This is a genomic window from Actinomycetota bacterium (genome assembly GCA_040754375.1).
In the GTDB taxonomy this organism is placed as follows: domain Bacteria; phylum Actinomycetota; class Acidimicrobiia; order Acidimicrobiales; family AC-14; genus JBFMCT01.
The window spans coordinates 1-23,887 of the sequence record JBFMCT010000048.1 but is presented as its reverse complement, the minus strand read 5'-3'; the positions used below and the strand labels follow the sequence as shown (position 1 = coordinate 23,887).

15 protein-coding genes are annotated in these 23,887 nt (G+C 72.2%); 12 read left to right on the top strand and 3 right to left on the bottom strand.

What is annotated here, in order from left to right:
* The 10 genes from AB1673_15365 to AB1673_15320 form a co-directional block, all read left to right on the top strand.
* Nucleotides 1-3,919 (top strand): DNA methyltransferase (locus AB1673_15365; protein ID MEW6155344.1); only part of this gene is annotated, 3,919 nt, incomplete at its 5' end.
* Nucleotides 3,920-4,155: 236 nt separating this feature from the next.
* Complete coding sequence (locus AB1673_15360; GenBank protein MEW6155343.1) at nt 4,156-5,112, top strand: hypothetical protein; 957 nt, start codon at nt 4,156-4,158, stop codon at nt 5,110-5,112.
* 779 nt (nt 5,113-5,891) lie between these two features.
* Entirely contained in the window at nt 5,892-6,182 is a 291-nt protein-coding gene (locus tag AB1673_15355; GenBank protein ID MEW6155342.1) for a hypothetical protein, read from the top strand.
* Nucleotides 6,179-7,216 (top strand): hypothetical protein, encoded by a 1,038-nt coding sequence (locus tag AB1673_15350; GenBank protein ID MEW6155341.1) that lies wholly within the window; start codon nt 6,179-6,181, stop codon nt 7,214-7,216. The genes AB1673_15355 and AB1673_15350 overlap by 4 nt, the downstream gene beginning before the upstream one ends.
* Nucleotides 7,217-7,281: 65 nt before the next feature.
* Nucleotides 7,282-7,917, top strand: a complete 636-nt coding sequence (locus tag AB1673_15345) for a DUF4433 domain-containing protein (GenBank protein ID MEW6155340.1) — start codon at nt 7,282-7,284, stop codon at nt 7,915-7,917.
* A gap of 14 nt (nt 7,918-7,931) precedes the next feature.
* Nucleotides 7,932-8,999, top strand: a complete 1,068-nt coding sequence (locus AB1673_15340) for a macro domain-containing protein (protein MEW6155339.1) — start codon at nt 7,932-7,934, stop codon at nt 8,997-8,999.
* Nucleotides 8,996-10,729, top strand: a complete 1,734-nt coding sequence (locus AB1673_15335; GenBank protein MEW6155338.1) for an AAA family ATPase — start codon at nt 8,996-8,998, stop codon at nt 10,727-10,729. Before AB1673_15340 ends, AB1673_15335 begins: the two co-directional genes overlap by 4 nt.
* On the top strand, nt 10,726-11,907 hold the full coding sequence (locus AB1673_15330) for a restriction endonuclease (GenBank protein MEW6155337.1): 1,182 nt from the start codon (nt 10,726-10,728) through the stop codon (nt 11,905-11,907). Before AB1673_15335 ends, AB1673_15330 begins: the two co-directional genes overlap by 4 nt.
* Before the next feature lie 347 nt (nt 11,908-12,254).
* The gene (mobF, locus tag AB1673_15325; GenBank protein ID MEW6155336.1) at nt 12,255-16,379 is read left to right on the top strand and encodes a MobF family relaxase; all 4,125 of its coding nucleotides are present in this window, start codon (nt 12,255-12,257) and stop codon (nt 16,377-16,379) included.
* Between the two features lie 212 nt (nt 16,380-16,591).
* Nucleotides 16,592-16,858 carry a hypothetical protein gene (locus AB1673_15320; protein ID MEW6155335.1) on the top strand — a complete coding sequence of 89 codons (267 nt, stop codon included), beginning with the start codon at nt 16,592-16,594 and terminating at the stop codon, nt 16,856-16,858.
* A gap of 271 nt (nt 16,859-17,129) precedes the next feature.
* On the opposite strand, the gene AB1673_15315 is transcribed toward AB1673_15320, so the two are convergent.
* The 3 genes from AB1673_15315 to AB1673_15305 all read right to left on the bottom strand — a co-directional run bounded on the left by AB1673_15315 (nt 17,130) and on the right by AB1673_15305 (nt 21,226).
* On the bottom strand, nt 17,130-18,398 hold the full coding sequence (locus AB1673_15315; GenBank protein ID MEW6155334.1) for a toprim domain-containing protein: 1,269 nt from the start codon (nt 18,396-18,398) through the stop codon (nt 17,130-17,132).
* A 216-nt stretch (nt 18,399-18,614) separates the two neighbouring features.
* Nucleotides 18,615-20,483 (bottom strand): type IV secretory system conjugative DNA transfer family protein, encoded by a 1,869-nt coding sequence (locus tag AB1673_15310; GenBank protein MEW6155333.1) that lies wholly within the window; start codon nt 20,481-20,483, stop codon nt 18,615-18,617.
* Nucleotides 20,480-21,226: a hypothetical protein gene (locus AB1673_15305; protein ID MEW6155332.1), complete on the bottom strand. Its 747-nt coding sequence runs from the start codon at nt 21,224-21,226 to the stop codon at nt 20,480-20,482. Before AB1673_15305 ends, AB1673_15310 begins: the two co-directional genes overlap by 4 nt.
* A 779-nt stretch (nt 21,227-22,005) precedes the next feature.
* On the opposite strand from AB1673_15305, the gene AB1673_15300 reads away from it, so the two are divergent.
* A complete protein-coding gene (locus AB1673_15300; protein MEW6155331.1) occupies nt 22,006-22,590 on the top strand; it encodes a hypothetical protein in 585 nt (194 codons plus the stop codon).
* On the top strand, nt 22,584-23,887 hold a 1,304-nt coding region (locus AB1673_15295), incomplete at its 3' end, for a LamG-like jellyroll fold domain-containing protein (GenBank protein MEW6155330.1). The genes AB1673_15300 and AB1673_15295, both read left to right, overlap by 7 nt.

Sequence of the window (23,887 nt, the reverse complement as noted above, 5' to 3'; positions counted from 1 at the left end):
GCCCGCCCGCCTCGGGGGGGTCGGGGCCGCCCACGACCTACCCGGGCTCACCGGCGACAGCTACCACCTCGAGCTCGGGGTCAGCCCCCGGGAGGCGGCCAACCGGGCGTGGTCGGTGCTCACCGGCGCCTGGACCGCCTACCGCGACGCCCTGGCCGCCCGGCCCGAGGGCGACCGGGCCACCGGGCTGACCCGGGAGAAGTGGCTGGGGGTGATGCTGCGGGAGCTGGGTTTCGGGAGGGTCTCGCCCACCCCGGCCGGGGGCATCGCGGCCGACGGGCGGGCCTTCGCCGTCAGCCATCTATGGCACGAGGTGCCCGTCCACCTGCTGGGGTGGGGCGTCGACCTCGACCGCCGCACGCCCGGGGTCGCCGGCGCCGCCGAGCGGGCCCCCCACGCCATGGTCCAGGAGCTGCTCAACCGCTCCAGCGAGCACACTTGGGCGCTGCTGGCCAACGGGGCCACCCTGCGCCTGCTGCGCGACTCCTCCAGCCTCGTCGGCCAGGCCTACGTGGAGTTCGACCTGGCCGCCATGTTCGACGGTGAGGTGTTCAGCGACTTCGCCGTGCTCTTCCTGCTCTGTCACCAGAGCCGCTTCGAGCCGGCCGGCCCCGAGGCCGGGCCCGAGGACTGCTGGCTGGAGCGCTGGCGCTCCCACGCCGTTGAGTCGGGCATCCGGGCCCTGGGGGCCATGCGCCCCGGCGTGCAGCGGGCCATTGAGGCTCTGGGCACTGGCTTTCTGCGCCACCCCGCCAACGCCGACCTGCGCCAGCGCCTGGGCCCGAGTGGCAGCCTTGGCCTCGACGACTTCCACCACAGCCTGCTGCGCCTCGTCTACCGGCTGCTGTTCTGCTTCGTGGCCGAGGACCGCGGCCTGCTCCTCGACCCCCACGCCCCTGCCCAGGCCCGTCGCCGCTACACCCAGTGGTTCTCCACCGCCCGCCTGCGGGCCGTCGCCACCCGGCGGCGGGGGACGGGCCACGGCGACCTGTGGCAGGCGCTGTCGCTGGTGCTCGACGGCCTGGGACGCGACGGCGGCCGCCCCGAGCTGGGCCTGCCCGCCCTGGGCGGCCTGTTCGAGGCCACGCCCGCCGACGTGGTTGAGGGGTGCGAGCTGTCCAACCAGGCCCTGCTGGAGGCGCTGCGCCACCTGTGCGTCGTCCAGCCCCCCGGGGGCGGGCCCCGGCGGGTCGTCGACTATCGCCACCTGGGGGCCGAGGAGCTGGGGGGCATCTACGAGAGCCTGCTCGAGCTGGTGCCCCGCCACGACGCCGCCACCCGCGCGTTCACCCTCGAGGCCCTGGTGGGCAACGAGCGCAAGACCAGCGGCTCCTACTACACACCCAGCTCGCTCATCGACTGCCTGCTCGACTCGGCCCTCGACCCCCTGCTCGACGAGGCCGAGCAGGCCCCCGACCCCGAGGCCGCCCTGCTGGCCCTCACCGTGTGCGACCCGGCCTGTGGGTCGGGCCACTTCCTGGTGGCCGCCGCCCGGCGCATCGCCGCCCGCCTGGCCCGGGTGCGGGCCGACGGGTCCGAACCGACGGTGCTGGAGTCCCAGGCGGCCATGCACGACGTGGTCGGCCGCGCCATCTTCGGGGTCGACCTCAACCCCCTGGCCGCCGAGCTGGCCAAGGTCAGCCTGTGGCTGGAGGCGCTGCAGCCGGGCCGGCCCCTGTCGTTCCTCGACGCCCACGTCAAGGTGGGCAACGCCCTGCTGGGCACCACCCCGGCGCTGCTGGCCGCCGGTATACCCGATGACGCCTACACCCCGCTGGAGGGTGACGACCGCAAGGTGGTGTCGAGCCTGCGCAAGCGCAACCGCACCGAGCGAACGAAGGGGCTGAGCAGTCTGTTCGCCAGCGTCGGCATCTGGGTCGACAACCGTTCGCTGGCCGAGGCAGCCAGGGCGGTCGACGCCGCCGGCGCCCTGTCGCTGGCCGACGTGGCCCTGGCCCGGCGCCGCCAGCGCGACCTCGAACACTCGTCCGACCTGCGTCGGGCCCGCCTGGTGGCCGACGCCTGGTGCGCGGCGTTCGTGATCGCCAAGCGGGCCGGGGCACCCGAGCTCACCCACGTCGTGCTCGAACGCTGGCAGCAGGCCGAGCCGGCCAGCCTGGTGGGCGACGAGCTGCACGCCGAGGTGGCCAGGCTGGCCGCCCGCTACCGCTTCTTCCACTGGCACCTGGAGTTCCCCCAGATCTTCACCGTCACCGGCTCCGGGTCGACCGATGCCGGCTGGAGCGGCGGCTTCTCCTGCGTGCTCGGCAACCCGCCGTGGGAACGGGTGAAGCTGTCCGAGCAGGAGTTCTTCGCCTCCCGCGCCCCCGACATCGGCGGTGCGCCCAACGCCGCGGCCCGCAAGAGGCTCATTGCCGCTCTGGCCGGCGAGAACCGGCAGCTCCTCGCAGAGTTCGAGGCGGCCAAGCGCCAGGCCGACGGCGAGAGCCACCTCATCCGCCAGAGCGGTCGCTACCCGCTGTGCGGGCGGGGCGACGTGAACACCTACGCCGTTTTCGCCGAGCACGACCGCAGCCTGCTCGGCGACCGGGGCCGCCTGGGCGTGATCCTGCCCACCGGCATCGCCACCGACGCCACCACCCAGCACTTCTTCAAGGACCTGGTCGCCCGCCGCAGCCTGGTCTCGCTCTTCGACTTCGAGAACTCAAAGCCGCTGTTCGAGGGTGTCCACCGCAGCTTCAAGTTCTGCCTGCTCACCCTGGCCGGCCGGGGGTCGCCGGTCGACGCTGCCGACTTCGCCTTCTTCGCTCGCGAGCCCGCCGACCTGGCCCGGCCCGGGGTGCGGTTCGAGCTCACGCCCGAGGAGATAACCCTGCTCAACCCCAACACCGGCACCTGCCCGGTGTTCCGCACCCGACGTGACGCCGAGATCACGCTCGGCATCTACCGCCGGGTGCCGGTGCTGGTCCGCCACGGCGACCCCGACGGCAACCCGTGGGGCGTGTCGTTCGTGCGCATGATCGACATGTCGAACGACTCCGGCCTCTTCCGCACCCGGGCCGAGCTCGAAGCCGACGGCTGGCAGCGCCACGGCAACGGCTTCCACCGCGGCCCCGACACCATGCTCCCGCTGTACGAGGCCAAGATGGTCCACCACTTCGACCACCGCTGGGCCACCTACGACGAAGCCGGCGCCATCCGCGACGTCACCGCCGCGGAACACGCCGACCCCCACTTCGTCGTCCAACCCCGCTACTGGGTCCCCGCCCCCGAGGTCGACACCAAACTCGCCCACCGCTGGCCCCACAACTGGCTGCTGGGCTTCCGCGACATCTGCCGCTCCACCGACGAACGCACCATGATCGCCGCCACCGCCCCGCGAACCGCCGTCGGGAACAAGCTCCCGCTTCTGCTGGCCGAACGGCATGAACCATGGCTGTTTGGGTCCGCTCTGGCGTGTTTGGCCTGCGACTTCGGCTCCCGGCAGAAGCTCGGTGGTACCACCATGAACTTCTTCATCGCCGAGCAGTTGCCCGTCCTCCCGCCCTCGGCCTTCGGCGCCACCGCGCCCTGGTCGTCCGAGACGGTGGCCGAGTGGGTACGCCCTCGGGTCCTGGAGCTGACCTACACGGCCTGGGACATGGAGCCGTTCGCCCGCGACCTGGGCGACAGTGGGCCGCCGTGGCGGTGGGACGACGAGCGGCGGGCGGGGCTGCGGGCCGAGCTCGACGGGGCGTTCTTCCACCTCTACGGCATCGAGCGCGACGACGCCGACTACATCCTCAGCACCTTCCCGATCGTTCACCGCAACGACCAGCGCGACCACGGCGAGCACCGCACCTGGCGCCTGGTGATGGACGCCTACGACCGCCTGGCCAAGTCGATCAGCACCGGCCAGCCCTTCCGCTCCGCCCTCGACCCCCCACCCGGCCACGGCCCCCGCCACCCACCCCGCTGACCGGTCAGGGCATCACCTGGGCCCGGCCACCCCGGACGATCACGTCCCATAACGACCGACGTTCGGTTGTAGCCATCAGGGTCTCTTTCTCGACCCCCTTGTGCACGCCCTACAGCGCGGGTTAAACTCATCTCTGGTGGCGGCACGGCCAAGTGGCGGGTCCGATGTTCTCGGCGTTCCGGCAATGTTCTTAGTCGCCCCTCGTGTGCTCCATGAGATTGATCGGAGGGTGGCTGGTGGGACTGCGAGACAAAGCTGAGCGCCTCAGGGATGCCGCGTCGGATGGCGCGAAACGATTTCAACCGAGCGAGATTATCGATAGGGTTGATGTCGAATCTCTTAAGCAGACTGCTATTGAGGGGTCAGGCGTCACTAACAAGAAAGGCGAGGTAAAAGGCTGGCGAGTAGCCAAAGCTATGACTAATCCAACTCGTACCGCTCAGAATGTAGCGGGCAGCATCGGTCGCGAGGCCATCCGTCAGGGTGATCTTCCTGCTAAGGGCGGCGTCGGTGACGACGGTGGTGACGGATCGGATACCGGCAACGAGGTGCCCGGGGAAGAAGGAGAGCTGTTCGTGCCAACCCCATCCTCACGGCATTGGTGGATGCTGGGGTTCTCGGTTGTCACTCTCGGATTCGGTCTGCTCGCGATCTTTGGAGGCAACCTTGCCGAAGATGTCATCCTGGGTTTGGTGATGATCGCTGCGGTCCTCGGGGCCGCGGCCGTCAGCAACCTCTGGACGCGTGTCAAGATGATCCCGATCGGGGCAAAGATACTCGTCTGGGCCGTCGCAGCGGTCGGTGCTGTTATATCGTCGTTCTTTGTTGTAATCCTGTGGGTCACACTAAAGCTCTTTAAGCTTTTCTTTGCCTGGGCGGGCGTCGATATCGGCAAGGGCCCCAGCGCCGGAGCCCTCGTCCGCGGTGTTCCGCGTACACGGGTGCGCGCTAGCTCCGGCGGCAACTCGGACTGGAGCCGGATCGTGAGCTCCAAGCGTGTCGGCGATGAGCGAGTCGTGCACGACGGTGGCTTCACATATATCGGCGGCAAACGCGTCATGTCGGAAGGTGGTTTCACCTACGTCGGTGACGAGCGGGTTCTTCTGGAGGACGGGGTGCTGCGAATCGGTGACAAGCTGGTAACCAGAGATGCGGGGCACCTGTATGTCGACGGTAAGGTCGTCGAAGAATAGGAATCGCGCAGCACACGATTGCTGGGGCCAAGCCGAGTCGTGTGCCCCATGGGCTTGGTGACCGGCCGTTGCTCCTCGCGCCCCTGGTAGGCGTACGCTCGGGCGGTGGAGCGGCGGCTGGTTCCCTTGAATGCTGTAATCGGCCTGTGCACGCCGGGAGACGTGTACCCGGCGCCCTTCGCCCGCGCCGGCTTCACGCTGGCCGGCATCGAGGTGCCTATGCCGGCAGGAGACACGAAGGTGGTTGTCGACGCTGTTCTGTTCCGGCCCGCACGCAATGCCATCCTCGCGGTCGAGGCGAAGGCCGGCGCCAACGTCCACGAGGGCCAAGCTTGCCGCTACGGGGTGCTCCGGGCCGACGATGCCATCCGAGCCGCCTCGCTGACTATCCCGAAGCCGGGGCCGATCGCCGTACAACCCCTCTACACCTGCCTCCAGGAGAATGTCGACCGTGTTCTTCAAGGCCTCGGGGAAGCAGGCCTTGGCTGTCCGGTCCTCGCCGTCGGGGACCGTGAGGTGAAGCATCACGGGGCGAAGTTCAGCGACGCGGACCTGCAGGCGGCCTTCGCCGAGCCGCTGGCGGTGCCAGGCCCACCCCCACGCTTCGTGGTCGTCGACGAGCAGTCACCCGACACCGACTTCGACGGCCTCGGCTTGCCCGCTCTCGTTTCGGTGCTCAGCCGCAAGGTTCCACAGGTGAGCGTCCCCGCCGTGGCCGAGCTAGTAATGGCGCACTATGCGCTGTATGGCAAGGCCGCTCGGAGCCGCCTGACGGCGAGGTGGACGCGGCCGTTCGTCGCGTTGTGGGGCGCGACCCGGCAACGTTCGAGTACCTCGGGCGGACAGGCAACCGGGAGCTTGCTTACGTGCGCTTCGTGCGTTCACCCGAGGAAGCGGCCCGCCAGGGCCGGACCCAGGTGTACCAGGCCGTGGCTCGCTCTGCGGGAAAGCCGGCGCGGCGCAGAGCCGAGGCTGATCAGATGGCACTATTTGACGACCTCGTTGAAGTGGTGCGGGCTGACGAGGCCGACGAGGACGAACGGGCAAGCGAAGAGGAAGGCATGGCATGAACCGAGCAGAACTGGCGGACCGGTTCTCCTCGTCGTCCAGCCGCTCGCCCTGGAAGACGTTCGTCATCGAGGCTCACGCCAACGGCGACCCCGGGGCGATGCTCGGCGAGGTGTTCGGATCCCAGGGTGTCTCGGCCACCGACGACGTCCACCTCCACGAGGTGGGCGGCGACACGCCCCTCGTGGTCGACCACCTCGACGGCCGGTTCTGGAGTGTCCATACCACCGCCCCGGTCGGCGCGGCGAGGGCGCTGCTCAGGGGCGCCGTCGAGTCCTGGCGGGAGCTCGACCGGGTCTGGCTCCCGTCCGACCATCTCGGGAACGTGTGGCCCGGCACCTCCCCGAGGTGGCTGGCGACCGACTTCCGCGCACGGCGCCTGTCACCGCAATCTGATGTCGGCGATCTGCGGTTGAGCGTGAGCGGCACGATGGCCGAGGAGCTGCTCCGGGCGATCGAGGGTCAGGCGCCCGGAGCGGTGTCGCGCAGCGCCGTGGGGGTGACCGCTTCCGACGACGATCTAGGGACCGTCGTGGAAGGCATCAGCCGCGATGGCCGTTTCGTCGCCTATGGGGACGATTTCGGGTTCCACCAGGCGATCGTCGCTCGCGTGGTGGACCGCTACCGCCACTTCGTGGAGTCGGTTGAGCAGCGAGCTCTCACTTGGACCGAACTGGATGGAGGGGGCGCCCGACTGAGCGGTGGCCCGGTGGTCCTCCGCTTCAGCCGCAGTATCCTAGATCTGGAGCGTTTCCTTGACGGGCTGTTCTCGGCGCGCGAGCCGTTCCGGCTCTGGGGCATCCCGCAGATGACCGGCGAAGAGCGGGCCGAGGTCGAAGCCGTCGACCTCCACGTCGGCCAGCCGGTTCGCTTCGACATCGCGCCCGAGTGGATGCGGGTCTATCTGTTCGCCGGAGGTTGTGGGAACTCGGTCGCCCGCCTCGTTGCCAACCTCCAGCACCACTTCGATGGCCAGCTCCAGATCGTCGACGACGAGCTCGACGCCGGGATCCGCCCCGCCACTGCGACCGCATGATCCCCGCGGGCCCACGGGACACCTGCCCGTGATCCCGGGCGACCCCCGCCACCCGCTCCAGTGACATGCCCCGACCCCGACCTACGCCGCTCTACCACTTCACCCACGTCGACAACCTGCCCTCCATCGTCACCGACGGGCTGCTCTGCGAGGCCGCCAGTACCCAACGGTGCGTCGTTGAAGTGGGGAACCGCCGGATCAAGGAGCAGCGCCGGCGGCGCCCGGTCCGAGCGGGCCCGGGCGGGTCGGTGGGCGACTACGTCCCCTTCTACTTCGCGCCCCGCAGCCCGATGCTCTATGCAGTCAATGCCGGGCAGGTCGAGCAGTACGCTGGCGGTCAGGGTCCGCTCGTCTACCTGGTCACGTCGGTCGAGCGTCTCGGAGACCTCGGGCTCTCTTTGGTTTTCACCGATCGGAACGCGGCGCTGGCCACCGGCCTGGTCCGTTTCACCAGCGCTCTCGACGACCTCGACGACCTGGTGGACTGGCCCCTGATGGCCGATGCCTTGTGGTTCAACACCCCCGACGACCCCGAGCGACGGGAACGCCGCATGGCGGAATGCCTGGCGCACGGCCGTGTCCCCTGGGATGGCTTCACCGCGGTCGCCGCGACAGCAAGAATGCGTACGAAGGTGACCGAGGCGCTGGCGAGGGTCGGCGCCCACGCTCAGGTCGAGGTCCGGCCGAAGTGGTACTTCTAGGAGGGAGCGGGCGATTGATCACCGAAGCGCACGGCAACCTCCTTCAGGCCGAGGTCGACGCCCTGGTCAACACCGTGAACACGGTGGGTGTCATGGGCAAGGGCATCGCCCTTCAGTTCGCCCGGGCCTTCCCGGCCATGCTCACCGACTACGAGAAGGCGGCGAAGCGGGGGGAGGTGCAGCTCGGCAAGATGCACGTCTGGGAGAACAACGCCCTCGCCGGTCCTCGCTTGGTCATCAACTTCCCCACCAAGGGCCACTGGCGAGCCCGGTCCCGGTTGGCCGACGTGGAGGCCGGTCTCGCCGACCTGGTCGACGTGGTCCGCGCCTACGGGATCCGCTCGCTGGCCGTTCCCCCGCTCGGGTGCGGTAGCGGCGGCCTGCGCTGGGAGGAGGTCAGGCCGGTCATCGAGAAAGCGCTGGCCGAGGTGCCCGGAGTCGACGTGCGGCTTTACCCGCCCGAGGGCCCGCCGGCGGCTGAGGCCATGGTCACCGACACGCGCCGACCCGAGTGGACGCCTGGAAAGGCGGCCCTCGTCGACATCGTGGCCCAGTACCGCGAGCGGTCCGTGGAGGTGTCGCTCATCGAGGTGCAGAAGCTGATGTACTTCCTCCAGGAGGCGGGGGAACCGCTCAAGCTGAAGTTCGCCAAGGGCCTCTACGGGCCCTATGCCGAGAACCTCCGGTTCGTGCTCCTCGCCGTCGAGGGCCACTTCCTGCGGGGTTTCGGCGACGCCAGCGTGCCGGTGATGTCGGCGGAGCCGATCACCGTCATGCCCGGCGCGGCCGAGGAGGCCCGCGCCGAGCTTGCCCGCCACCCCGGCACGGTCGCTCGGATCGACCGGGTCGTGGCCCTGAGCGACGGCTTCGAGTCGGCCTACGGCATGGAACTGCTGGCCACCGTCCACTGGCTGGCCATCGCCGGTGACGGCCAGGCCGCAGGCCCCGAATCGGTCGCCGAGCAGGTGGCCGGATGGAGCGCCCGCAAGCGCCGGATGTTCGGACCCGACCACGTCGCCGCCGCTTGGCACCAGCTCCACGACCAAGGCTGGCTGCCCGCCCGCGTGGCGCCGGGCGGGTGATCACCGGCCGGCGGGTGGCGCAGCTCATGCGGGAGGCGGCCGTGTTCATGGCGGAGCGGGGGCGGCCGGCGTCGCGAGAGGAGGTGCTGGCCCACATCGAGGCGGTGGTGCGGCCCACCGACGAGGAGCGTGAGCTGGTGGCGGGCGAGGAGGCGTGGCGGTACAAGTTCCTCTGGTCTACGACGACCATGGTCAAGGCGGGTTGGTTGGCCAAGGACGGGCGGGGCGTGTGGTCGCTCACCGAGGAGGGCCGCGCCGCCGTGGCCGACCATGGTGACCCGGAGTCGTTCCGTAATGCCGCCCTGGCCCGCTATCGCCGGTGGCGGCGCGAGAGGCCGGCCCAGCGTCGGGCCTGGCTGGTGCGAGGCTCGTCGGTGCTGGGCGCTAACGTCGTTTCGGCCTGGCTCGAAGGTGGCTACGTCAGCCTGGCCGGGTCGCAGCTGCGGCCGGTCGAGGCTGGTATCGGGGCCGACGAGCTGCGGGCGCTGGCCGAGGAGGACTACGAGCACCTCAAGCACCATGAGCTGAAGGCCAAGGTGGACGAGATCGTCGCCTTCGTGACCCGGGTGCGCCCGGGCGACGCGGTCCTGACCACGAGCGAGCACCTCGTCTACATCGGTGACGTCACCGGCGAGTGCGAGTACGTCGCCTCCGAGGGCGGTCGCTCCAACCTCCGTCGCGCCGTCGAGTGGCGCAACGCCGACACGCCGATCGACTACGCCGACCTGCCGGCGCCGCTGCCCGCCCGCCTCCAGACGGGTAGTACGGTGCTCGACCTCACCGCCGACCTCGCCCTCATCGACGACCTGACCGCGCCGCCCGTCGACGAGGACGAGCTCGGGGGAGCCGCCCGCCACGAGCACCTGCCCGAGCCCTCGCCGGGCCTGGCCGAGGGCCTGTTCGTCGACGCCGGATGGCTGTCGGAGGTCCGCCGGCTGCTCGACGAGCGCCGCCAGCTCGTGTTCTACGGTCCGCCGGGGACGGGCAAGACGTTCATCGCCCGCTCGCTGGCGGCCGACCTGGTGGGGCCCGAGCAGGTGAAGCTGGTGCAGTTCCACCCGGCCTACACCTACGAGGACTTCTTCGAGGGCTACCGGCCGGTGCCGGGCCGGGCCGAGGGCACCATCTCCTTCGAGCTCAAGCCGGGGCCGTTCCGCAAGCTTGTAGACCGCGCCCGCGAGCACCCCGAGCAGGCATTCGTGCTCATCATCGACGAGATCAACCGGGCCAACCTGGCCAAGGTGTTCGGCGAGCTGTACTTCCTGCTCGAGTACCGCGACCAAGCCGTCGACCTGCTCTACTCGGCCGACGAGGAGGGCTTCACCCTTCCCCCCAACGTGTACCTCATCGGCACCATGAACACCGCCGACCGTTCGATCGCCCTCGTCGATTCGGCCATGCGCCGGCGGTTCGGCTTCGTGTCCCTCGACCCTGGCGAGGAGCCGGCCCGGTCGTTGCTGGAGCGGTGGTCGGCGCACCACGGCCTGGGGGCCACGGCCGCGAGGCTGCTCGAGGAGCTCAACCGCCGCATCGACGACCCCGACTTCCGCATCGGGCCGGCCTACTTTATGAAGAGCACCCTCGCCGACGCCCACTCGCACGAGAGCCTCGACCGCATCTGGCGGACCTCGCTGCTGCCCCTGCTCCAGGAGCACCACTACGGCCAGTGGGACAGCGTGCGCCGCCGCTACGAGCTGGCGTCGCTGCTCAGGGCCGTCGAGGAGGGGTGACCGAGCTCCGCCTCCAGGAAGGAGGCGAGCCCGCGGTGGTGCGCCTCGACGACAGGGTGGGCGACGCCCTGGCCGCGTCGGGGGCCGTTTCTGCCCACCGTCTCGGGGGCGGGCAGTGGGAGGTGACCGCCACCACCAAGGTGGGCGTGGCCTCGATCTCGGGCGTCACGGTTTGGGTCAGGCCCAAGGTCGACATCCACCGCCTGCTGTTCCTGCTCGGCTACGCCAAGGACCCGGGGTGGAGGGCCGACACCGTCGCCATGGCCGAGGTCGACGACCTGGTGGCGGCCCTGGCCCAGGCGTTCGCCAGCCAGGTGGAGCGGGCCACCGAGGTGGGGCTGCTCCAGGGCTACACCGAGACCGACGACTCGCTCATGGTGCTGCGGGGCCGCCTTCGCGATCAGGACCAGCTCCGCCAGCGCTTCGGGCTGGCCGTGCCCCTGCTCGTCCGTTTCGACGACTACACCGTCGACATCGCCGAGAACCGGGTGCTGCGGGCCGCGGCTGAGCTGCTGCTCCGCCTGCCCGGCGTCGACGCCCGTGCCCGCCAGCGCCTGCGGGGCATCCGGCTGATGCTTGCCGATGTCGGGCCTCACACCTGCTCGGGGTCGACCCCAGCCTGGAGGCCAACCAGGCTCAACGCCCGCTACCACGTGGCGCTGTGGTTGGCCGAGCTCGTGCTGGCCGGCGACGCCGTCGACCAGGCACCCGGCGACGTACGGGTGAACGGTTTCCTGGTCGACATGGCCAAGGTCTACGAGGACTTCCTGGTCGCCGCGCTGGTCGAGTCGTTGCGTCCCTTCGGCGGACGCTGCCGCCCCCAGGACCGTCACCACCTCGACGTCGACAGCCGTATCACCATGCGCCCCGACCTGGTCTGGCACCTCGACGGCCAGCCGGCAGCCGTGATCGACGCCAAGTACAAGGTGGAGAAGCCCTCGGGCTTCCCCGACGCCGACCTGTACCAGATGCTCGCCTACTGCACCGCCCTCGGCCTCGACGCCGGCCACCTCATCTACGCCAAGGGCAACGGCACCCGGGCCAGCCACCGGGTGCGCAACGCTGCCGTCACGGTCGTCACCCACACCCTCGATCTCGGCCTCACCCCGACAGCCCTGCTCGCCAGCGTCGACGACCTCGCCGCGGTCGTCGCAGGAGCTTCGGTTCCGTCGAACTGAACCACCTCGAGCGAGGCGACCGGCAGCCGTCGCACGTCCCGCACGTCAGCCGCCGGAGACACCCTCACCCCGCCTGTCCATGGACTTGCTGTCAACGCGTCGACGCTCGCAGCCGTGCGTCGGACTGAACCCCTTCGCGCGACGCGACCGGCAACCGTCCCCCGGTCGTCGGTCGCCCCACGTCGCCAGCTGAGACACCCTTGCAGGTTTCGCTTTGCGAAACCTGCGGGCGGTGCGGGCCCGTGAGCCGGCGCGACGTCGGCGGCTTGCCGGCAAGGTGACCGGCAAGGGGAGGTCTCCAGGATCGGCTTTGTGCCGGTCGAGAACGCACGAGGTCGTCGGTGATCGTGAGCGTGACCCCCCTCGGGGCGCGCGGTGGGGGCGGGCAGGGGGCGGCCGCGGTCGCCAAGGTCGTCGACTACCTCGAAGGACACCGCGCCGAGCCGCCGGGGCGGTCGGAGCGGTGGTGGGACGAGTCCGACCTGCTACGCCCGTCGCTGCCCACCCGTGGCCCCGAGCCGGCCCCGGCCACAGAGGGGGCGTTGGCCTACTACGCGGACTCGGTGGAGGGGGCCGGGCGATGGGTCGGCCGGGGCGTGGTGTCCGCTCCGCCGACGGGGCCGGTCGCCCGATGCGAGCTGGAGCGGATGCTCACGGGCCAGGGCCCGACGACCGGCGAGCGGCTCGTCGACGGGCGGGGACCGGCCGAGCGGGCCGAGCAGCTCGGCCGCGACCACGGCGACCGCCCACCGAACGACAGCCCCGACGACCTGCTGAGCCTTCCGGACGCGGCGGCCTTGCTCGGGGTGTCGGCCGCGTACCTGCGCCGGATCGCCGCCCGTACCGCCCGGCTCCGGGCCGAACACGGGCAACCCGGCGAGGTGACCTTCGACCACCCCTACCTCGACGCGCAACGCGAGGGCGACGGCCGTCGGTGGAAGGTCCGCCGGGCGGAGGTGGCCCGGTTCGCCTCCGAGCGCAAGCCCCCCAACTCGGTGATCGCCTACGACGTGACCTTTAGCGTCCCCAAGTCGGTGAGCATCCTCTGGGCCCGGGCCGACCCTGCCCGCCAGGGCGAGATCGTGGCTGCCGTGCACGCCGCCGTCGACGCCGGCATGGCCTACCTGCAGGACAACGCCGCGTTCGTCCGCCGCGGCCCGTCCTCGGTGCCCCGCAGGGCCAACGGCCTGCTGGCGGCCTGCTACACCCACGGCACGTCGCGGGCGCTCGACCCCCAGCTCCACTGCCACGTGGTGGTGGCCAACATGGCCGAGGGGCCCGACGGCAAGGTCCGCGCCCTCGACGGCCGCGCCCTGTTCGCCCACGCCAAGACGGCTAGCTACCTGGCCGCCGCCGAGCTGCGGTCCCAGATGGCGCGCCGGCTGGGCGTCGCCTGGGACACCCCCGAGCGGGGCCTGGCCGACGTCGCCGGCGTGCCCCGGGCCGCGGTCGTGGAGATGTCCAAGCGCTCACGTGAGCTCGACGGGGTGCTGGGCCAGCTCGAGGCGTTCTACACCGGCGGCCGCCACATGCGGGCCCGGGGCCTGCAGGTCGCCGCCTACCTCACCCGGGCGGCCAAGGACGAACGGGGCGTCGACCCCGACGCCCTGCGGCCGTGGTGGGCCGCCCAGCTCGACGCCGTCGGCTTCGACGCCCGGGCCTTGTCCGGGTGCTGGGGCCGCCAGCCCGCCCCCGCGCTGGTGACCGAGGACGACCGCCGCCGCCTGTTCCACCGCCTCGGCTCGGCCCAGGGCATGACCGAGATGAGCCCCACCTTCGGCCGCCGCGAAGTGCTCCAGGCGGTGGCCGACTGGGCCGGGGACCGCCTGGGCGCGGCCGAGGTTTGCGACCTGGCCGACGCCTGGCTGGCCACCGACGCGCCCGTGGCCCTCGACCTTGACCGTCCCGCCCCCGGCCGCGGCGCGGAGGTCATCCGCCGTCGCGACGGCCGCCGGGTGCGGGCGCTACGGGGCGAGGGGCTCTACACGACCCACGCGATGCTGGCCGTGGAGGCACGCATCTTCGCCGGCTACGCCGCGGGCCGGGCGGACGGGGCTGGCCTGGCCGACGAGGCCGCCCTCGCCGCCGTGCTCGCCGAGCGGCCCATGCTCGGCGAGGACCAGCGGGAGATGGTGCGCTCGGTGTGCAGGTCGGGCCACCGCGTCCAGTGCGTGGAGGGGCCGGGGGGGACGGGCAAGACGACGGCGCTGGAGGCAGCCGCCCAGGCGTGGCGACGTAGTGGGCTGCGGGTGGTCGGCGCCTGCGTCCAGGCCACGGCCGCCGAGCACCTCGCCGAGGCCACCGGTCTGGAGTGCTCGACGGTGGCCAGCCTGCTGGTCCGCCTCGACGCCTACCGTGCCGGCACCCTCGCCGAGCCGCCGCTCGACGAACGGACCGTGCTCGTCATCGACGAGGCCTCGACCCTGCCCAACCGTGACCTTGACCGCCTCGTCGACCACGTGAGGGCGGCCGGGGCCGCTGTGCGCCTGGTCGGCGACCCGGCCCAGCACTCGGCGGTGGCCGCCGGCGGCGGCTGGCGGGCGCTGCTCGAACGCTGGCCGGACGACCGGGCCGTGCTGTGGGAACGGCGTCGCCAGTCGTCCCCCGAGATGGCCGAGGTTCGCATGGCGTCGGCCGAGTACGCCGCCGGGCGGGTGGCCGAGGCCATGGACCGGCTACGGCGGGACGACCGCCTGGTGGAGGCCTCCTCGCCCGACGAACTGCTCGACTCCCTGGTGGCCGACTGGTACCTCGACCGCCTCCGCCGCCAGTCCGACCCCTCCGTCGAGGCCTCCTCGATGATCTCCGATCACCACTACGAGCGCCGGGAGCTCAACCGGCGCGCCCGGGCGCTGCTGTCGGCCGACGGCACCCTTCACGGCCCTGCCCTCGACGTGGGCGAGCTGTCGTTCCAGGCCGGCGACGAGGTGATCGCCGTCACCCAGAGCCCCAGGCTCCGCCCACGAGGTGCCCCCAGGTCGGAGTTCGTACGCAACGCCGAGCGGGGCCGGGTCGTTGATGTCCACACCGGAGACGACGCCGACCTGACGGTGGACTTCGAGCGCCGGGGCCGGGTCGTCGTCCCGTACTCTCATCTCGCCACCCGTGTCCGCGCCGGGGTCCCGTGCCCCCTGGCCCACAGCTACGCCATGACCTCCTACGGCGCCCAGGGGGCCACCTACCACGCCGGCCGCCACCTGGTGACCGACCGCTCCAGCCGCCCCGGCGTCTACGTCGGGCTCACCCGGGGGCGGAACGACGTGCGCCTCTACATGGTCCGCCGTGACGAACTGGTGCCGCCGCCCGAGCGCCACTCCCGCCTCCCGGTGGTGGGGGACGAGCTGTCCACTCTGGAGGCGGTGACGGCCCGGCTCGAGGCCGAGGACTACGAACGGCTGGCGCGCGAGCTCGACCCCCAGGTGCCGGAGGTGGCCCGGCTCCTGCGCACCTGCTCTCTGGCGGAACTGGGGCGCCTCCTGCTGTCGCCGGCCCCCCATGACCCCGAGGTGGTCGAGCACGCCTACCGGGACGCGGCCCGCATGGTCGCGGCCCGGCACGTCGTGGAGCCCCCACCGCCGGTCGTCGCCCACCTCGGGCGACGGCCCGACGGGCGCCTTCGGGCGACTTGGGACCGCGCCGTCGGGGCTGTTGCCGTCTACCGCGCCCGCTGGTCGGTGGACGGCTGGCGGCCGGGCGCGTTGTCGCCAGAGTGGGCGCTAGGGCCTCGCCCCACCAGCGGTGCCGAGGACCACTACGACCACATCGCCGGCGTCCTTTCGGCCGCGCAGGCCGAGCTGGCTGCGGGCCGTCCGACGGCGGAGCTGGCCGGGCAGCGCCGCGAGCTGCTCGCCCTGCTGGCCGCCGCCCCCGGGTCGCCCCGCCGCCTCGACTCGGTCGCCGAGGCGGCGCACGCGGAGGACAGGCTCCTTGTCGCCCAGGCGGGCCACGCCCGCCGCATACACCAGGTCGAGGACCTCCAGGTCGGGGCGCGTCGACGGCCCGACCAGCAGCGCCTCGAGCTCGCCCGGCGGGCCCTGGAGGCGTCGGCCGACGACCTTGCGGCTGCGGAGCACGCCGCCCTTCGCGCTCGCAAACGAGCGGATGCGATCGCCTCGGGGCGTGGCGACCGCGGCCCAATCGACGCCGACCTCGCCGAGGTGCAGGCCGCGCTCGACCTGCAGGTCACCCGCGCCCTGTCCCGACCCCGTCCCTACCTCACCGCTCTATTGGGCCCCCGGCCCGACGGCCCGGCCGCCAAGGACTGGGACGAGCCGGCGCGAGCCATCGAACGCTTCCGCCACGAGTCCCTCGGCATCGGCCCCGAGGCAGGCCCCCTCGACGCCGAGACCCCCCTCGCCGCCGCGATCGGCCCCCGCCCCGACGACGACCGCCTCCTGGCCGAGTGGCGCCGTACGGCCCGCGCCGTCGAGGCCGATCAGCCCCGGGAACCAGACGTGACGATCAATCTTTAGGTTAGGGGCTGCGTACGCGGGGACAGCTTGTAGATATCTCCCGGGTTGCACAACGGTTGCTTGAACGAACCCGACTCGACTCTCTCGCCGTCCCCGAAGTCCGCTCCGTGCCGATGATGACTCTAAAGGGTCTGAGCTCGTGCTCCGATATGTGTGGTGAGGGCTGGAGCCACATGGCAGGGAGGGACCGCAGTGGGACCGAGCGACCGATGATGACGATGACACCGGTGCAGAAGATTGGGATTCTCGTCGTTGTCGTGGGTGCCCTGGCTTTCACGGTCATAGGCTTGACTCCCGTCTCATCCGGAGGCATCGTGTACAAGTGCAGCGGTCCCGCGCTGCTCATGGTCCTGCAGGGGGAGTCCATGTGCCGATCGGAGGCGGTGGCCCTCTTGTTCCTCGCCGGACGCGTCGGCGGCGCGATCAGTGTCGTGGGCCTGACTATCATCACCCTCTTCCGTCCGCAGAAGACGGGTTAGTTAAGTTAGGTCCACCCCAAGCGGCGGGGTCGGCCTTATGCGCTCCCCTGGCGGCGTAGGCCAGATCCTCAACCGGCGCCTCTCCACCACGCCAGCGGGACACAGGGGGATCACGACCGAAGTCGGGGCACCGAGACCTTCCCAGGCCGCATGAGGCGAATGAGGTGTGGGAACCCCCGTGGGCCTGGGGTCCTCCGAACAGAACTCGCATCCCGATAGTGGGGCACAGGACCTGTCGCGGAGCGAGCTGCACGACCGTGTTCGAGGGGTCTCAGAGACCCAAGTCGATGTCCAGTGAAACCTCGGGTTCGGCGTCTACGGCCAGGCCCCGCGGGGTACCGCCAGCGCCGCTGCCCGGTCCCTGTGGCGCACCACGGGTCATGCCTGGGACGCGAACGGCAGGGGCTCGTCCCACTGTTCGCATCGCCCGGTCCACCGCGGAGCGGAGCTCGGGCACGAAGTCGTCGCGCACGCAGGTCAGCCAGCCGTTGAGGTCGCCCCAGGCTGCGGGCACGTCCAGCACGGTTGCCCGGGCTGCGGGCGAAGCCTTGGCCACCAGGTCGCGCAATGCCGCCGCGCCGGCCCGGCCGCGGTGGTCGGGGTCGAAGGCGATCACGAGTGCCTCGCCGGGGTGGCGCCGCAGCAGGTCGGCGGCCAGCCGTTCGTCGGGGAGCCCGGCACCCAGGACGGCGACCGTGCGGAAGCCGGCCTGGGCGGCCGTGAGCCCGTCGGGGATCCCCTCGGCGACGATCACCGCCCCGGGCGCCACGGCCCCGGCCCCTGTCCCGGTCCGGACCTCGGCCAGCCGCGGCGACGGGCCGACGAGCGTCGAGGAGGGGTTCTCGTACTTGTGGGCGCGCGGCCGCAGGTAGCGGGCCTGCAGGTAGAGGGCGCGCCCGTCGGCGTCGAGCACTGGGAAGACCACCGCTCGGCCCCCTCGGGGGAGCCCCTCGGCCCGCTCCATCCGCTGGGGCCCGGGGTCGGAGCCGACACGGTTGGCCCGCAGGACGTCCTCGTCCAGACCCCGTCCGGCCAGCCAGCGCCGGGCGGTCCTTCCCCCCGGCGACCACAGGTGCGCCTCGGCGGCGGCGACGTAGGCCTCGACCGCCGGTTGGGGCTGCGCCCCATGGGCCCTGTCACGCCGGTCCCGGCCGAGCGGCCGAGGCGGCTGCCGTCGCCCCTCCCACCCGCGGTCTCCCACGCCGCCCCGGCGAGCCAGGTCCTCCAATGCCTCGGCGAAGCCCACGCCCTTCACCGTCATCACCAGGTCGGCAGCCGTCCCGCCGGCGCCGCAGCCGTGGCAGTGCCAACGCTGCGTCCCGCCTGAGCTCTCGTAGACGCTCACCGGAGGCGTCCTGCCTGTCTGGGGACCGTGGTTACGCTCGGGGCACGGCCATGTCGCCGAGCGGCCCCTGCCCTTGTGCGGCCCCAGCAGCTCGTCGGCCAGGGCGGCCAGGTCTGTGCGTGCCAGCACCTCTTCACGGTCGACGGCCATGGCAACCTCCGGGAAGTCGCGTCCGGGGGCGATCGTGACGGCCACCGGTTGCCGGTCGGCTTGCCGGCAACCCTGCCGCCGACCGTTTGGACGCCGACGTGGTCCTCCAGTGAGGACCAGTGATGCCCTACGCGCAGCGGCGGCCACGACAGGTCCGCTCGCCCTTCGGCGGCACCCGGGGAGATCACCGCCCAGACCCGACGACGGCTCGGCCCAAGCCCCGGTCCTACGGCCCAGGCGCCCGGTGCCCGCCGCACGGGCTCAGGCGGCGGTCCCGCCGTCCGTCGGCGCGGGGGCTGTCCCGTCCCGCGTGCCCGCCCGCCCCGGTTGCCGGCCGAGGCCGGCCAGGGCCCGGAGGCGGCGGTTCGCGTAGTAGGGGCGGGCCCGCAGGTGGGCGGGCGGGAGTGTCCCGTGGATGAGGAGGGCGTTGTCGGGCTCGGCCTGGCGCAGGACGTCGCCGGGCAGCAGCCGCTCGCGCGTCGTCGACTCGCTGATGCTCCGGGCGCCGCCGGCGAGGTCGAACGAAAGCCCGTGCTGTCGGACCTCCTCGTCGCCGAGCAGGCGGCTCACGTACTCCAGCGTGGAGGGGTCGGACAGCCCCGAGAAGATCACCTTGCTCCCGTGGTTGGTGAGCACGCTGTCGGCCAGGGTGCCGTAGGCGTCGTCGATCTGGGCCTTCGACTGCCAGATGGTCACCAGCAACAGGCCGAGGCCCGAGCAGGTGGACGCCACCGCCGGGAGCCAGCGGGTGGGGGTGTTGGCGGCTTCGTCGAGGACGGCCAGCAGGTCGGGCATGGGACCGTCGTGGCGGGCGCCCCACTCGTAGACCTGCTGGGCGATCAGGTCCGACAGCAGGGCGCCGAACACGACCGAGAGGCGGTCCTGCTCGTTGACGGGGGCACAGACGTAGAGAGTGTTGTCCCCCGACAGCAGCCATTCGAGGTCGATCTCGCACCGCTGGGCGTTGTCGAGGACGTTGGGGTCCTGCCAGACGCCGAGCATCCTCTGGGCGGTGACGTAGATGTTGGAAGTGGTGCGGGGGTCCTTCTCCCACGTGCCGGTGAGGGCACGCAGGGCGTCGCCGGCGAACCGGCGCCGACGACGGTCGTCAGAGGCCAGCTCGACGTCGAGCAGGCCTGCGACCTGGCCCCGGTCCTTGGGGGTGGGACGGTCGGTGGTCAGCACCCAGCGCAGGACGTCGCTCATCGTGTGGCCGGAGACGGCCGCCGTGTAGAACAGGGCCCACAGCACCTGGGAGGCGAGGTCGGCGAAGAAGGCGAACGACGCGTCCTCCCGGGTGGCCCCCCGCTGGGAGTCGGCCAGCATCCTCGCCGCCTTCTGGGCGCCGGTGGGCGTCGTGCACGCCCTCAGCGGCGTCCATTGGGCGCATGGCTCACCCGTCGTCCCGGTCGGGTCGAAGACCTTGACCTCACCGAGCCGGCGGCGGCGGGCGATGGTGGCCTCGAGCAGGTCGTCCTTGACGCTGGAGAGGATGGCCGGGCCTTCCCACTCGAGGACCCCCGAGATGACGTTGGCCGTCTTACCGCACCGGGTGGGCCCGATCACGGCTACTGCCGAGCGGTCGCCCCGGCGACGGCCGCGACGGCCCCAGCGGCGCGTCCGCCGGCGGTCACGGCGCTCGGTGGCGACGAGCCGGTGCCCGACGCGCCCGAGGACCAGCCTCCCCGGGCAGGGCCCGGGCACGACCAGTGGCGCGATCTCGTGGGGCCGGGCCAGGTGAGCCCGGGTGTCCACCCCGAGGCGGCGCCGGCGCTCGGTACCCGCCCGCTGGCCCCGCAGCAGGTGGTAGGCAACCGCGGCCAGGGCGGCCACGGCGGCGACCGCCATCGCGGTGGCGGACCAGTACAGCACCGGCCCGGGGACCAGGTCCCGGACCTCGTCGGGCCACGCCACGGCCGGGCGGCCGAGGGTCGTGGGCAGGCGGAGCAGGGCCTGCATGGCCGAGCCGACGCCCACCGGCAGCGGCCGGCCGGAGCCGACCAGGGTGGCCAGCTGTGCCCCACCCCAAGTGGCACCGCCGGCGGCGGCCAGCGCCGCCAGCACCCACATGACGAGGTCGTCGACCAGTGTGCCGCCGCCGGCCGGGCCGCCCCGCCCCTGCGGGTTCACCCTGCGCCCCGTGCGCCGACGAGCACGCCCTCGGCCCGCTCGCGCCGTCGGCCCAGCGCCTTGCGGCCCTGTCCCACCTCGGGGCCGAGGCGGGCGAGAGTGCAGTCCTCGACGCGGGTGCGGTAGACGAGCCAGGCGTCGAGGGGGTCGAGCAGCTCGCGAGCGAGGGCGTCGGACAGGACGGCGGCCAGTTCCTCGCCGGGCCGGTGCCGGCGTTCCTGCGCCCACGCCGGCTCGGCCATGGCGGCCACGTCGGCCGACGCCCGGCGCTCCAGCCAGCGGGCCTGGCCGGCCATGGCGGTCCGCAGCCGCTGCCAGGTCCCGTCGACCACCCGCCGGGCGGCCCACGGGGTCTTGGTGCCCGCTGGCAGCGCCCTAATGAGGCCGTAGGCGGTGGCCACCACGAGCTGGTCCAGCTCCTCGACCGACTCCCACAGCCACGTGCCTCGTCCCCCTCGCCAGGCCCGGCGGCTGACCCCGGCCAGCCCGGGAAGGACGGCCTGCAACACTGCTCGGGCCGCCAACGGCTCGGTGCCGGCGCGGGCCGCCACTGCGGACAGGACGGCCGCCGCGTCGGGCCCGCTACGCCGGCAGTAGGCGACGGCCTCACCCGGGCCGGCGAACGCCCACAGGGCCGGTTCGGTCGCTGCCCACCGCCGCCACGCGGCCCGGGCGGCGGACGTGCGGCTCTCGTGCTCCCACTCCTGGCTGAGCGCCTTGAACAGGTTCGTCGTGTCCCACATGGGCCGAGCCTGCGCCCCACCCCTTGCCGGTGACCTTGCCAGCGGCGAGGAAGGACCGCCGCCTCTGTGCGGCCGTCGGCGCCGTCAACGTTGCCGGCAACGTCAACGACATAGCATTGGGCGCCCCGGTTGGCAGTGGACTTCCGCCGTGTCCGCTCGCCGCCGGGGCCTTCTCGAATGGCCCGCCGGGCGACGACGGTGGGAGTTCCCGGGTGCTGGCCAGCCCGCCGCCGGTCCCTGCTTCCGGGCCCTGACCGCGGACTACGAAGGGGCAGCGATCACGCGACGGAGGCCGGCGCCGGACCGGTCCACGGGCATGGCGGGGCGCGAGCTCGTTGACCGGTGGCGTTGACGGTGGCGATCTCCTTGACCGATCGACAGAGCCAGCTTGAGCAACTGCAAGGTTGGGCGTAACGAGCGTCGCCGGGCCGACGCCTGGTGGTGGTCCGCGGCAGGGGTGACGGGGACCGATGCCGCCGAACCGTGACCAGAGGCACCGGACCACTCTCGGGAGAGGACCACTTGGCTCCGCAAGCGGAACGAGAGGACCGTGATCGCGCACTCGTGCTCAAGGTCGGTCGTCGACGCGCCGATGTGGTCTGTGACGCACCTCCCGGCATGGGAGGCGCCCGGCGGCCTTGAGCGGCCGAGTGGCGGCGGGGACGGACCTCGGCCACGAAGGGATCGGAGAGAGCATGGACGGCAGGCCAAGCAACCGCCCCCACAGGCGGAGCACACGTTTTCTCGGGGCTCTGGCCCGGGGCGCTCGCCCGGCGGCCGTGGCCGCAGTGGTGGTGCTGTCGTTGACCGCCACCCTCCAGTGGGCCAAGGCCACGGGGACGACCTCGGTGGCGGCAGGGGCGCAGACGGTGACATCGTTGGCGCCGCCGCCGTCGACGACCGACCGGCCCATGGGCCCGACAACCACGGCCCTTGGCCCCCGGCCGTCGACCACCCTCGCCCCCACCACCACACTCGCTCCCCGCACCACTACCACCCTCGCCCCGACCACGACCACCACGTCGGTCCCGCCGGGGCCGCCGACCAGGGCGTTCTGTGACGCGGCCCGGCCCCTGGCCGACGACCTGCGCCTGGTGCTGGTGTCGCTGGCCGAGCCGGCAACCCTGCGGTCCCTGATCGGGTCGGCCTCGCCCCGCAGCGCAGTGGCCGCCGAGGCCGCCACCGGGGCCGTCAGGGCCGAGGCGGAAGCCGTAAAGGCGGTGGTCGACGACTTGGCCGTGGTCCTGGAGCGGGCCGACTACCAGTTGTCGAGGTTGTCGCCCGAGGAGCTGGCCAGGCTGCACTCGCCCGAGACCCTCGGCGCCATCGGCCGCCTCGGCTCGACGGTGGGACGGTCATGCTGAGGACCCGCACGACGTACCGTCGCCGGACGGGCCTGAGGTTGCTCGTGGGCCCGGTCCTGGCCCTGGTGGCAGTGGCCGGCCTCCCCTTCGCCCCGCTCGGGCCCGTACGCAGCGCCGTCGCCGCCGACTACCGGTCGACGGTGCTCGAGGACAGCCCGAAGTCCTACTGGCGCCTCGGGGCGGGCGGCGCCGGTCACGACCAGACCGGCCTCCTGCAGCTCAACAGCTCGGCCACCGCCGGCCACGCCGGCGCCATCGGCGGGGACCCCGACACCGCCGTGTACCTCAACGGGGACTGGGCCAGCCTGAACCGCACGAGCCTGGGCAGCCCCAACCCCCTGGGCTTCGGGCACTTCTCCCTCGAGGCCTGGTTCAGGGTTGACCCCGGATGGCAAGGGGAGGGCTACCTGGTGCATGTCGGGCCGGGCTGGTACCGGCTCGGGGTGAAAGAGCGCCGGCTGACCGCCAGGGCCCAGGTGGCCGGGGGCTCGGCCACCGTAACCTCAAGCGCCTACGTGGCCGACAGCGAGTGGCACCACGCCGTGCTGACCGGCGACGGCGCCCGGCTGCGCCTCTACCTCGACTCGGTCGAGGTCGGCAACGTGGCCATGGCGGGCCCGGCGACCGGGTCGGGCTCGAGCAACGTGTCCCTGGGGGTGAGCCTTGGTTCGGGCGGCACCCACTTCAAGGGCCACCTCGACGAGGCCGCCGTTTACGACGCCCCCCTGTCCCCCGAGCGCATCGCCGCCCACTACGTGGCGTCGGGCCGCCAGCCGCGTCTGGTCGGCGGGCCCATGGCCGACCACGAACGGCGGGGGGCGTGCAACTCCGCCTCGGGCCAGGCGGCCGCCAGCTTCGGCCAGGCGACGCACTTCCCGGTCAACACCGCCACCGGCAACTTCTGGCACACGTTCACAGACCTGACCATCCCGGGCCGGGGCGTGCCCCTGCGGCTGCAGCGCACCTACAACAGCGACCTGGCGGCCGTCGACGGGCCGTTCGGCAAGGGCCTGGTCCAGCACCTACGCCATGGCCCTGTCGGTCTCGCCCGGCCAGGTCACCTTCACCCAGGAGAACGGCTGCGAGGTGGTGTTCACCGTGGCCGGGGCGGGCTACGCCGCGCCCCCCAGGGTGCGGGCCACCCTGTCCAAGGCGCCCGACGGCAGCTACACGGTGGTGCGCAACGGCACCGAGACCTTCCTCTTCGGCCCCGACGGGGCCCTGGTCGCCCTCAAGGACCTCCACGGCCAGACGACCTCGGTCTCCCGCCCCGACGCGTCGACGATGGTGGTCACCG

Bases quoted from the DNA above. Each gene is read 5' to 3' on its own strand.
- AB1673_15350 (MEW6155341.1), top strand. From the start codon at position 6,179: ATGAACCGAGCAGAACTGGCGGACCGGTTCTCCTCGTCGTCCAGCCGC.
- AB1673_15345 (MEW6155340.1), top strand. From the start codon at position 7,282: ATGCCCCGACCCCGACCTACGCCGCTCTACCACTTCACCCACGTCGAC.
- AB1673_15320 (MEW6155335.1), top strand. From the start codon at position 16,592: ATGACGATGACACCGGTGCAGAAGATTGGGATTCTCGTCGTTGTCGTG.
- AB1673_15305 (MEW6155332.1), bottom strand. From the start codon at position 21,226: ATGTGGGACACGACGAACCTGTTCAAGGCGCTCAGCCAGGAGTGGGAG.